Origin of the sequence: Pseudomonas fluorescens, assembly GCF_018614775.1 — a bacterium.
GTDB lineage: Bacteria > Pseudomonadota > Gammaproteobacteria > Pseudomonadales > Pseudomonadaceae > Aquipseudomonas > Aquipseudomonas fluorescens_BY.
On record NZ_JAGGOF010000046.1, the window covers coordinates 20,071 to 31,909 of the forward strand.

The 11,839-nt window shown below is 61.9% G+C and carries 9 protein-coding genes and 2 pseudogenes; 7 read left to right on the forward strand and 4 right to left on the reverse strand.

Annotated features, from left to right (window positions below; genetic code table 11):
• Positions 1 to 75 precede the first annotated feature (75 nt).
• From fdhD to J7E36_RS13105, 3 genes are all read left to right on the forward strand, one after another.
• Positions 76 to 915 (forward strand): formate dehydrogenase accessory sulfurtransferase FdhD, encoded by an 840-nt coding sequence (gene fdhD, locus J7E36_RS13095; protein WP_215003511.1) that lies wholly within the window; start codon positions 76 to 78, stop codon positions 913 to 915.
• Positions 912 to 3,260, forward strand: a complete 2,349-nt coding sequence (locus J7E36_RS13100) for an FdhF/YdeP family oxidoreductase (protein WP_215003512.1) — start codon at positions 912 to 914, stop codon at positions 3,258 to 3,260. The genes fdhD and J7E36_RS13100 overlap by 4 nt, the downstream gene beginning before the upstream one ends.
• A 244-nt stretch (positions 3,261 to 3,504) precedes the next feature.
• Positions 3,505 to 3,981 (forward strand): glycine zipper domain-containing protein, encoded by a 477-nt coding sequence (locus tag J7E36_RS13105; protein WP_215003514.1) that lies wholly within the window; start codon positions 3,505 to 3,507, stop codon positions 3,979 to 3,981.
• Between the two features lie 86 nt (positions 3,982 to 4,067).
• Here the strand turns inward: J7E36_RS13105 and J7E36_RS13110 are convergent, their stop codons facing one another.
• The 3 genes and pseudogenes from J7E36_RS13110 to J7E36_RS13120 form a co-directional block, all read right to left on the reverse strand.
• Positions 4,068 to 4,487 (reverse strand): acyl-CoA thioesterase, encoded by a 420-nt coding sequence (locus J7E36_RS13110; protein WP_215003516.1) that lies wholly within the window; start codon positions 4,485 to 4,487, stop codon positions 4,068 to 4,070.
• Between the two features lie 19 nt (positions 4,488 to 4,506).
• Positions 4,507 to 5,754, reverse strand: coding sequence for a 3-hydroxyacyl-CoA dehydrogenase (locus tag J7E36_RS13115; RefSeq protein WP_215003518.1), 1,248 nt, complete (start codon positions 5,752 to 5,754; stop codon positions 4,507 to 4,509).
• A gap of 107 nt (positions 5,755 to 5,861) precedes the next feature.
• Positions 5,862 to 6,242 (reverse strand): annotated as a pseudogene (locus tag J7E36_RS13120) (RecQ family zinc-binding domain-containing protein); the annotation flags it as partial.
• Here J7E36_RS13120 and J7E36_RS25300 point away from each other — a divergent pair.
• Together J7E36_RS25300 and betT are read left to right on the forward strand one after the other, a co-directional pair.
• A pseudogene (locus tag J7E36_RS25300) lies at positions 6,241 to 6,487 on the forward strand (hypothetical protein); the annotation flags it as partial. The pseudogenes J7E36_RS13120 and J7E36_RS25300 overlap by 2 nt on opposite strands.
• 217 nt (positions 6,488 to 6,704) lie before the next feature.
• Positions 6,705 to 8,666, forward strand: a complete 1,962-nt coding sequence (betT, locus tag J7E36_RS13130; RefSeq protein ID WP_215003581.1) for a choline transporter BetT — start codon at positions 6,705 to 6,707, stop codon at positions 8,664 to 8,666.
• Between the two features lie 201 nt (positions 8,667 to 8,867).
• Here the strand turns inward: betT and J7E36_RS13135 are convergent, their stop codons facing one another.
• Entirely contained in the window at positions 8,868 to 9,608 is a 741-nt protein-coding gene (locus J7E36_RS13135; RefSeq protein WP_215003520.1) for an SDR family oxidoreductase, read from the reverse strand.
• Positions 9,609 to 9,718: 110 nt separating this feature from the next.
• Between J7E36_RS13135 and J7E36_RS13140 the strand changes: the two genes are divergently transcribed.
• Positions 9,719 to 10,609, forward strand: coding sequence for a LysR family transcriptional regulator (locus J7E36_RS13140; protein WP_215003522.1), 891 nt, complete (start codon positions 9,719 to 9,721; stop codon positions 10,607 to 10,609).
• Positions 10,610 to 10,789: 180 nt separating this feature from the next.
• Positions 10,790 to 11,827, forward strand: a complete 1,038-nt coding sequence (mgrA, locus tag J7E36_RS13145; protein ID WP_215003524.1) for an L-glyceraldehyde 3-phosphate reductase — start codon at positions 10,790 to 10,792, stop codon at positions 11,825 to 11,827.
• Positions 11,828 to 11,839: the final 12 nt, after the last annotated feature.

Below are 11,839 nucleotides of genomic sequence, written 5' to 3' on the forward strand. Positions count from 1 at the left end.
AGATCAGTAATAGCGATTAGACGTGGCAGATTGCCGCATTTAGTCTTACCACTATTCCTACTTTCAGTGATGCCCATGAACGACAAGCCGCCTGTCCGTCCGGCCCCCCCGGTGGCAACACCAGGGCCGGCCGCCAGCCAGAGCTATCACTACTGCAATCTGGACCACTCCCAATCGGACAGCGCCGCGCTGGCCGAGGAAGTGGCGTTGGCGATTGCCTATAACGGCATCAGCCAGGCGGTCATGCTGGTCACCCCCACGGACCTTGAAGACTTCATCGTCGGCTTCAGCCTCGGCAGCGGCATCATCGAAGATGCATCGGACATCTATGACCTGCAATTTAGTGGCGCCGGCTCGGCCCAATCAGCCCAAGTGACTATCGCCAACCGTGCCTTCTGGAACCTCAAGCAGCAACGCCGGCAGCTGGCCGGCACCAGCGGTTGCGGGTTATGCGGTGTGGAAGCGCTGGAACAGGCGTTGCCGAACCTCAGGGCGTTGCCCGGCGCGCCATTGCCTGCGGCGCAATGGCTCGATGGCCTGCGGCAACGCATCAGCCAGTTCCAGCCGCTGGGCCAGTATTGCGGCGCGGTCCATGCGGCATTATTCATGAACGCCCAGGGCGAGTTACTGCTGGGCCGCGAAGACATTGGCCGGCACAACGCTCTCGACAAGCTCATTGGCGCGCTGATCCGGCAACAGATCCCGGTCATCGGTGGCGTGGCAATCGTCACCAGCCGTTGCAGCCTCGAACTGATCCAGAAAGTCTTGCGTGCCGGTATCCAGACCCTGGTCAGCCTGTCGTCGCCCACCGGCCTTGCCGTGCAGTGGGCCCGTCAACACAACCTCAACCTTATCCACCTGCCGCAAAAAAGTGCGCCGCGGGTCTACAGCCCTGCGATGGAGAGTCAAGCGTGAGCAATCATCAACAAGCCGACCAGACACCCGTACCGCGCTACAAGCCCTACAAGGGCCCGGCCGGTGGTTGGGGCGCGCTGATCAGCGTTGCCCAGGCCTGGTTGACCAGCGACAACGCGCTGAAAAACATTCGGATGATGCTCAAGACCAACCAGAACGGTGGCTTCGACTGCCCAGGCTGTGCCTGGGGCGATTCACCGGAAAGCGGCATGGTCAAGTTCTGCGAGAACGGCGCCAAGGCGGTGAATTGGGAAGCCACCAAGCGCCGCGTCGATGCAGCGTTCTTCGCCAGGCACAGCGTGACCTCACTGCTGGAGCAGAGCGATTACTGGCTCGAATACCAGGGCCGCCTGACCGAGCCGATGCGCTACGACGCTGAAACCGATCGCTACAAACCGATCAGTTGGGACGCCGCGTTTGCCCTGATCGGCCAGCACCTGCAAGGGCTGTCCAGCCCGAACCAGGCCGAGTTCTACACCTCGGGCCGGGCCAGCAACGAAGCGGCCTACCTGTATCAGCTGTTCGTGCGCGCCTACGGCACCAACAACTTCCCCGACTGCTCGAACATGTGCCACGAAGCCAGCGGCGTGGCGCTGTCCCAGAGTGTCGGCGTGGGCAAGGGCACGGTGACCTTCGACGACTTCGAGCACGCCGACGCGATTTTCGTCTGGGGCCAGAACCCCGGCACCAACCATCCACGAATGCTCGAACCGCTGCGCGAGGCGGTGAAACGCGGCGCCCAGGTGGTGTGCATCAACCCGCTCAAGGAACGTGGCCTGGAGCGTTTCCAGCATCCACAGCACCCGTTCGAAATGCTCACCAATGGCGACAAGCCCACCAATACCGCCTATTTCCGCCCGGCGCTGGGTGGCGACATGGCGATCTTGCGCGGCATGGCGAAGTTCCTGCTGCAATGGGAACGTGATGCACAGAAGGCCAGCGCTCCAGCGGTGTTCGACCACGCGTTCCTCAACGAACACAGCGCCAACGTGCTGGATTACCTGGCCGCGGTCGACGACACCTCGTGGGAACAGATCGTCGAGCAGTCGGGCCTGACCCTGGTGGAAATCGAGCAAGCGGCGCGCATGTACGCCAAAAGCAAGAGCGTGATCATGTGCTGGGCGATGGGCATCACCCAGCATCGCCATTCGGTGGCGACCATCCAGGAAATCGCCAACCTGATGATGCTGCGGGGCAACATCGGTCGGCCCGGCGCGGGCTTGTGCCCGGTACGCGGGCACAGCAACGTGCAGGGCGACCGGACCATGGGCATCAACGAGTGTCCGCCGGTGGCATTCCTCGACGCGCTGGAGCGGCGTTTCCAGTTCAAGGTGCCGCGCGCATACGGCCACAACGTGGTCGAGGCGATCCAGGCCATGGCCAGCGGCGAGGCGAAGGTCTTCATCGCCCTAGGCGGCAACTTCGCCCAAGCCACACCGGACAGCCATCGGACCTTCCAGGCCTTGGCCAACTGCGACCTGACCGTGCAAATCAGCACCAAGCTCAACCGCAGCCATCTGGCCCACGGGAAGGACGCGTTGATCCTGCCGTGCCTGGGCCGTACCGACATCGACCGGCAAACCGAAGGCGCGCAAGCGGTCACCGTCGAGGACTCCTTCAGCATGGTCCACGCCTCCAAGGGCCAATTGCAGCCGCTGTCGAACCAGATGCGCTCCGAACCGTGGATCATTGCCGGCATCGCCGCCGCGACGCTAGGCAGCCGCCCGGTAGACTGGAACTGGCTGGTGGCCGATTACAGCCGCATCCGCGATCTGATCGCCGACACCGTACCCGGCTTCAGGGACTTCAACGAAAAGCTCAAGAACCCTGGTGGGTTCTACCTGGGCAACAGCGCCGGTTCGCGTCGCTGGAACACCCCGTCGGGCCGGGCCAATTTCAAGGCCAACCTGTTGCCGCACGACCTTGTGCATGAACGCACCCGCGCCACCGGCCAATTGCCCGACCTGATCATGCAATCGATGCGCTCCCACGATCAGTACAACACAACCATCTATGGCCTCGATGACCGCTATCGCGGCGTGAAGGGCCAGCGGGACGTGCTGTTCGTCAACGAGGCGGACATCATTCGCCTGGGCTTCAAGCCGGGGCAGAAAGCCGATATCGTCTCGCTATGGGACGATGGGCGCGAACGTCGGGTCAAGGGCTTTACGCTGTTGGCGTTTGACATCCCTGCCGGACAGGCTGCGGCCTATTACCCGGAGGTCAATCCCCTGGTACCGCTGGAAAGTGTTGGGGACGACAGCCACACACCGACATCCAAATTCGTGGCGATCCGCCTGGAGGCGGCGAGAGAAAGTGGTTTGATCCTGGCCAAGTCGGCCTGATGACGTCTGTGGCGAGGGAGCACGCTCCCTCGCCAGGCATATTTTTCAACGCCCACAAAAAAGGCCGTTTCCCAAAGAAAACGGCCTGTCCGAAGTAGCAAAAGACCGGCCAAACGACCTTAAGTTCCGGACTAAAAACAATAACTTAGAGAATTGTGCAGCAGTCGTGTTACTCGTCGGATTTCGATTGTCACCCAACGAAGCCAGCCTCAGGATCGCGCCGTCATCCCTTTGAGGCTCCTCTATGAAGTTCTCCTCCATTCTCTTGTTGTCCCTTGGCCTGTTCAGCGGCATCGCTTCTGCTGGCGGTACTGCCGAAGCAGGCGTTGGCGGCGCATTGGGCGGGGTTTTGGGTTCGGTCGTCGGCCAGTCCCTGGGCGGCAACACCGGCTCCACTATCGGCGCGTCCCTGGGCGGCGCAGGCGGTAGTGCGGTCGGCGCAGACAAACACAGCCGCGGCGAAGCGGCCATCGGCGGCGCGCTGGGTGCAGCCGGCGGTAACGTGGTCGGTCGCAGCGTAGGCGGCAACACCGGCAGCCTGATCGGTGCGGCAGCGGGCGGTGGTGCTGGCGGCGCGCTGGGTAACTACATGGGCAAGGACGACGACGATGACCGTCGTTATGACAATCGCCGTGGTGACCGTCGTTACTACCGTGACGACCACCCGGGTCGCGGCCATGCCTACGGGCATCGCAAGCATAGGCACCACTATCGCGACTGATCGCTGAGTTTCAGTAGCCGCGATAGAAGGTCGCAGCCCGCGCCGATGCATCCAGGATGCCCGCCCGCAGGCTGCGATTTTTCGTTTCAGACCACCAGGTTTTCCAACGCCCCACGCAGCTGATCCGGAATGGCCACGGGCCGATTCGACGCCCGGTCCACGAACACGTGGACAAAGCGCCCCGCCGCGCACGCCTCCTCCTCGCCCGCCTTGAAGACCGCCAACTCGTACTGCACTGAGCTGCTGCCCAGTTTCCCGACCCGCAAGCCGATTTCAATCCGGTCCGGGAATGCGATCGACGCAAAATAATCGCAAGCCGAACTCACCACGAACCCCACCACCTCCCCATCATGGATATCCAGGCCGCCGACTTCAATCAGGTAGGTATTCACCGCCGTGTCGAAAAAGCTGTAGTAGGTGACGTTGTTGACGTGACCGTACACATCGTTGTCGTGCCAGCGCGTGGTGATGGGTTGCAGATGCGGGTATTCGCTACGTTGCGGCATCAGGTGTCCTTTGTGGTGGTTAAATGGTTTGGGGCGCGACCTGCCGTTGCGCGAAACCCTTGCCCTGCGCTGCCAGTTCGCCGATCAGACGCGCAGGCTTCCACTGGTCGCCCTGCTTCGTTTCGAACTCCAGCAGGCGCGCGTGGATTTCTTCAAGCCCCTGGCTGTCCGCCCAGGCCATCGGGCCGCCCTTGTCCGCCGGAAAGCCGTAACCGTTGAGATAGACCAGGTCGATATCGTGGGCCGACTCGGCAATGCCTTCCTGCAGGATCTTTGCGCCTTCGTTGACCAACGCCAGCAAGCAACGCTCGAGAATTTCCTCCGGGCTGATCTCGCGACGCTGGAAACCCAACGCTTCGCTGACCTTCTGCACCAGCGCATCGACTTCAGCATCCTGCTCGGCCTGCCGACTGCCGGGTTCGTAGTGATAATAGCCGTTGCCGCTTTTCTGGCCGAACCGTCCCAGCTCGCACAAGCGGTTGTCCACCTGCACCTCAGGCGCATCCTGGCCCTGTCCCGCCAGCTCGCGGGCGCGCCACTCCAGGTCGATGCCCACGACGTCGTACATGCGGAACGGCCCCATGGCGAAACCGAAGCCCTGCAAGGCCGCGTCCACTTGATGGGGGAACGCACCCTCCAGCAGCATCTTGCGAGCTTCCAGCACATAGGGATGGAGCATGCGGTTGCCGATGAATCCATGGCAATTGCCCGAGACCACGCTGACCTTGCCCATGCGCTGGCCCAACACCAGCGCCGCATCCAGCACCGCTTTGGACGTTTGTTCGCCGCGAACGACTTCCAGCAATTTCATGATGTGCGCCGGGCTGAAGAAATGCAGGCCCAACACCTGGGCGGGCCGCCGGGTCACGGCGGCGATGGCGTCGATGTCCAGTGCCGAAGTGTTGCTCGCCAGGATCGCCTCCGGCTTGAGCAGGCCATCCAACTCGCGAAAGATGTTCTGCTTGAGTTCGAGGTTCTCGTAAACCGCTTCGATCACCAGGTCCACATCGCGGATCGCCGCGTAATCGTCCGCCCGCGTCACCCGGCCGATCCGGGCATCGGCCTCGCCCTGGTCGATACGGCCCTGGCGCACGTTATGGGCATAGGTCTCGGCCACGGCAACCAGCGCCTGCTCGAGCATCTGGGGGTTGTTGTCGACCCACTGCACCGTCACGCCGGCATTGGCCAGGCACATGACGATGCCTCGGCCCATGGTGCCTGCACCGACCACGGCGGCGCGCTGAATATCGAAGGGTGTCTGGCTCATGTCTGTTCTCTTGTTGGCGGCTCGAAGACAGCGTTCACCTTAGTCAGCGCCCGAATATTTTTGAAATTTATTCGTGTGATGGCGGGCATTCATCGGATGGATGCAGTTCACAGGTGCGCCTGGGCCCATTGCCGGACATCAGCGTAGGGGTACTCCTCCAGTGCCGGGTACCCCCGGATCGTCCGCGCTTTCAATCGAGTGAACAGCGGTACGCTGATGCCGCACAGAAACCGGGTCAGCCGCTCCGCAGAAGGTATTCCACCCGTGTGCTGCTCATGCCTGTGGATAAAATCACCACAGAGCCCGTCGAAGCTTTTATCCACAAGTGCCGGCAAAGGTGGCGGCTCCGGCAGACGTGCAACATGCCCTTGGCACACCGAACAGTGCCCGCACTGCCGGGGCGCATGCTCGTCGCCGAAATACGCCGCCAGCCGATGATCAAGGCAGCGGTCAGTGCCGAACAACTCAAGCATGGCGTGGATCCGGGATGCCCGGCATCCGATGCAGGCGTTGGAGGAGCGGTTCGCCATCGACCTTATCGACTACGACGCGTATCGCTATTTTCAACCCGAAGGCTTCGACGTGTTTTCAAAAGCGCAGGGTCAAGGGCCGTGGTGGGAAAGTGCCGTTGACCATTGTTGAAAGTGCCGCCGTCATAGCGAGCTCGCTCCCACAGGATGAGTCAATCACCAATGAACGAAAGCACAGCAATCAGCGTCATACCCTCCCGTAGGCTAGTGTAGGAAACGTGCCGTCGAGCCCTGCGATTAGTCCTTAGCCGCCTATTCATGTTTAACTTGAACGTTCATTCAAGTTAAACCATCGGTTTGCTGCCCGCTCACAACAGGAGGCTTGTCTTTGCCGACTCCGTTTTCAACCCTCGCTTTTTCGCGTCCCGGGGCGCTTCGCCCATGAGCGCCTCATCCGTTCCACCCAGCGGCCTGGTCCGCGTGAATCCACCGGTCTTTTACTTCGCCGCGACCGTTATCCTGCTGTTCGGCCTGGTGGTGATTACCTTGCCCGAGCAGGCCGGTGCCTGGTTGCTGGCAGCGCAGAATTGGGCGGCCAATACCGTTGGCTGGTACTACATGCTGGCGATGACCTTGTACCTGATCTTCGTGGTGGTCACCGCCTTGTCCGGCTACGGCAAGATCAAGCTCGGCGCCGACCATGACGAGCCCGAATTCAGTTACCTGTCCTGGGCCGGCATGCTGTTCGCCGCGGGCATCAGCATCACGCTGTTCTTCTTCTGCGTCTCCGAACCACTGACCCACCTGGTGCAGCCGCCCCAGGGTGAGGCCGGTACGGCCGATGCGGCGCGCCAGGCCATGCAGATATTGTTTTTGCACTGGGGCCTGCACGGCTGGGGCGTGTTCGCGTTTGTCGGCATGGCGCTGGCGTACTTCGCCTATCGGCACAATTTGCCGCTGGCCCTGCGTTCGGCGTTGTACCCCTTGATCGGCAAACGCATCAACGGCCCTATCGGCTACGCGGTGGACGGCTTTGGCATCATCGCCACCGTGTTCGGCCTCGGTGCGGACATGGGCTTTGGTGTGTTGCACCTCAATTCCGGGCTGGATTATCTGTTCGGCATCCCCCATACCCAATGGATCCAGGTCGGCCTGATCGTGCTGATGATGGGCGCGGCGATCCTCGTGGCGGTGGCCGGCGTCGACAAGGGCGTGCGGGTCATGTCCGACATCAACATGCTATTGGCCTGTGCGCTGCTGCTGTTCGTGCTGTTTGCCGGTCCGACCCAGCACTTGCTCAATACCCTGATCCAGAACCTGGGCGATTACCTCGGCGCCTTGCCGATGAAGAGTTTCGACCTCTACGCCTACAACAAGCCCAGCGACTGGCTGGGCGGCTGGACGGTGTTCTACTGGGCCTGGTGGATCGCGTGGGCGCCGTTCGTGGGGCTGTTCATCGCGCGGATTTCCCGTGGCCGCACCATCCGCGAATTCGTCTTCGGCGTACTGCTGATCCCGTTGGGTTTCACCTTGGCGTGGATGTCGATTTTCGGCAACAGCGCTATCGATCAGGTGCTCAACCACGGCATGAGCGCCTTGGGCCTGTCCGCCCTGGAAAACCCGTCGATGAGCCTTTACCTGCTGCTGGAAACCTATCCCTGGAGCAAGACGGTCATCGCGGTCACGGTGTTTATCAGCTTCGTGTTTTTCGTCACGTCCGCCGACTCCGGCACCGTGGTGCTGTCGACGCTCTCGGCCAAGGGCGGCAGCCCCGATGAAGACGGGCCGAAGTGGCTACGAGTGTTCTGGGGCGCGATGACGGCCCTGGTGACCAGTGCGTTGCTGTTTTCCGGCAGTATCGATGCCTTGAAGTCGGCGGTGGTGCTGACCTCCTTGCCGTTCTCGCTGATCCTGTTGTTGATGATGTGGGGGCTGCACAAGGCGTTCTACCTGGAATCCCAGAAGCAGATCGCGCAGCTGCATTCCCTGGCCCCGGTGTCGGGCTCGCGTCGGGGCACGGGCGGCTGGCGCCAGCGCTTGAGCCAGGCGGTGCATTTTCCGTCCAGAGACGAGGTGTACCGATTCCTCGACAGCACGGTGCGCCCGGCCATCGAAGAAGTGAAAGCGGTGTTCGCCGAAAAGGGCCTGACGGTGGTGACGCAACCAGACCCGGCCAATGACAGCGTCAGTCTGGAGATCGGTCACGGCGAGCAGCACCCGTTCATCTACCAGGTGCAGATGCGCGGCTACTTCACGCCGTCCTTCGCTCGGGGCGGCATGGGCTCCAAGGAGCTCAACAACCGCCGCTACTACCGCGCCGAAGTGCATTTGAGCGAAGGCAGCCAGGATTACGACCTGGTCGGCTACACCAAGGAGCAGGTGATCAACGATATTCTCGACCAGTACGAGCGGCATATGCAGTTTTTGCACTTGGTGCGGTAATCGCTTGCGGGCAGGGGTTCGGGTGATTGCTCCCAGATCAAAGGCTCGCCGAGGCGGCCTGACAGCCGACCTGTTTTTTGGAGAGTACGCGTTCCCCCTGTGGGGGCGAGCTTGCTCGCGAAGGCGGCCTGACAGCCGGCCAGGCTCTTGCGGCTGTACCGCAAACCATTGTGGGTGCGGGCCTGCTCGCGAAACAGCGGTTCAGACCAGTCCGCCGTTGGCCCGCAGGATCTGCCCGTTCACCCAGCCGGCGGCCGGGCTCACCAGGAAAGCGATGATGTTGGCGATGTCTTCCGGCTGGCCGAGGCGTTCCAGGGGCGGCATCCTGGCGAAGTGCTGAATCTGCTCTTCGCTCTTGCCGTGCATGAACAACTCGGTCGCGACAGGGCCGGGGGCCACGGCGTTGACGGTGATCTGGCGGCCGCGCAGTTCTTTGGCGAACACCTGGGTCAGGGATTCCACGGCGGCCTTGCTGGCGATGTACACCGAGTAGCCGGGCAGGTTGAGGCCGACGGTGCTGCTGGAAAAATTCACGATCCGACCGCCGTCGTTCAGACGGGTCGCGGCTTCGCGCAGGGTGTTGAAGGTGCCACGGGTGTTGATGGCGAACGTCTGCTCGAACAGCTCGTCGCTGTGCTCCGCCAGGGGCATCACCTTGAGGATGCCGGCGTTGTTGATCAACACGTCGACCTTGCCCAGTTGCGCTTCGGCTTCATCGAACATCCGCCGGACATCAGCGGCTGAAGACACGTCAGCCTTGATCGCTATGGCTCGATGACCGGCCTGGCGCAACTGCACGACCAGTTGCGAGGCTTCGGTGGCGCTGCTGGCGAAGTTGATGGCGACGGCGAAACCTTCGCGGGCCAATTGCTTGGCGATTTCGGCGCCGATGCCGCGGGAGGCGCCAGTGATGATGGCAACCTTGGGCGTCTGAGTGGTCATGGTGGTGTTCCTCTTCAAGTGGGTGAAGTCAGGCTCACATGTTTACTCATGGCGATAAATGCACGAGAGTTGCCTTGGCTGTTCAATAATCATCAACAATCGGGGCGTGAATGGATCAGGTCAAGGCGATGAAAGTGTTCGTGCGCATCTACGAGCGCAGCAGCTTCACCCTGGCCGCCGCAGACCTGAATCTGCCCCGCGCGACCTTGACCCACACACTCAATCAGTTCGAAGCCTGGCTCGGCGTGCGTTTGCTGGAACGCAGCACCCGTAAGGTGCGTCCGACCCTCGACGGCGAAGCCTACTACCCACGCTGCGTGCAATTGCTGGCGGAACTCGAAGAAGCCGAACTGGCGTTTCGCGGCGTGGCGCCCAAAGGCAAACTCAGGGTAGACCTGCATGGCACCCAGGCCAGGTATTTCGTGATTCCGGCGTTGCCACAGTTCATGGCCCGCTACCCCGAGATAGAGCTGCTCATCAGCGAGGCGGATCGTTTCGTCGACCTGATTGCCGAGGGCGTGGATTGCGTGCTGCGCTCCGGTACGCTGACGGATTCGTCATTGATCGGCCGACGTGTCGCCAATCTTCGGCAGATCACCTGTGCCAGTCCCGGTTACCTGCGCCAGTATGGCGAGCCGAAGCGCCTCGATGACTTGAAGCATCACCGGGCGGTGAATTACGTCTCGCGGACCACCGCCAAGCGCTATCCGTTTGAGTTCATGGTCGATGGCGAACTCAAGGAAGTGCCGATCGAGGGTTCGTTGTCGGTGTCCGGCGCCGAGATCTACGCCGCCTCGGCCATCGCTGGCCTCGGCTTGATCCAATGCCCACATTATCGAATGGAAGAGCAGATTCAGCAGGGCCTGATCCAGGAAGTCCTCGCCGCTACGCCACCACCGTCCATGCCGGTGTCGGTGCTCTATCCGCGTAACCGCCACCTGTCGCCACGGGTTCGCGTATTCGTGGATTGGGTGGCGGAAGTGTTTGCGCAGGCGCGTTAATGGGGTCCGTGGTTGTCGCTGGCCTTGCTCGCGATGAGGCCTTGCCAATCTACTTTCGTTGACTGATCCACCGCTATCGCGAGCAAGCTCGCTCCCATCCCATGCGAACTTTCAGCCTGACCGAGGCGTCTGTGAAATGTTAGCTTCTGCCACCAGCCGTCCGAACAGAGAGCTTTTTCGATGACCTACACCGCTGCGCAAAACCGCTACGAGTCCATCCCTTACCGCCGCGTCGGTCGCAGCGGGCTGGTGCTGCCGGCGCTGTCGCTGGGGTTGTGGCATAACTTTGGCGACAGCACGCCGATCGACACCCAGCGTTCGCTACTGCGTACGGCGTTTGACCTGGGCATCAACCATTTCGACCTGGCGAACAACTACGGCCCGCCTTACGGCAGCGCCGAGATCAACTTTGGCCGCTTGCTGCGCGAAGACTTCAAGCAGTACCGCGACGAGTTGATCATTTCCAGCAAGGCCGGATGGGACATGTGGCCCGGCCCGTACGGCCAGGGCGGCGGGTCGCGCAAGTACGTGCAGGCCAGCCTGGACCAGAGCCTGCAACGACTGGGGCTGGACTATGTGGATATTTTTTATTCCCACCGTTTTGACCCCGACACCCCGCTGGAAGAAACCGCCAGCGCATTGGCCACGGCGGTGCAGCAAGGCAAGGCCTTGTACATCGGCATCTCTTCGTATTCCGGGGTGAAGACCCGGGAAATGGCGGCGCTGCTCAAGGAATGGAAAGTCCCGCTGCTGATCCACCAGCCCGCCTACAATCTGCTCAACCGCTGGGTGGAAAAGGATCTGCTGGACGCCACCGAGGAGCTGGGTACCGGTGTGATCGCCTTTACCCCGTTGGCCCAGGGCCTGCTGACCGACAAATACCTCAAGGGCATTCCGGCCGACGCGCGGGTCAATCGCCCGGGCGGTGGTTCGTTGCAGGCTTCGCACCTGTCGGACGACAACATTGCCCATGTGCGCGCCCTCAATGAGATCGCCCAGCGCCGCGGCCAGAGCCTGGCCCAGATGGCGCTGGCCTGGACCCTGCGCGATCCCAGGGTCACCTCCGCACTGATCGGCGCAAGCCGTCCGGAACAGATCATCGAGAACGTTGGGGCGCTGAAGAACCTGGCATTCAGTGCCGAGGAACTGGCGCAAATCGATCGGTTTGCCCAAGAGGGCGGGATCAACCTTTGGGAAAAGCCGTCAATGGCGGAGTAACGGCACAGAACC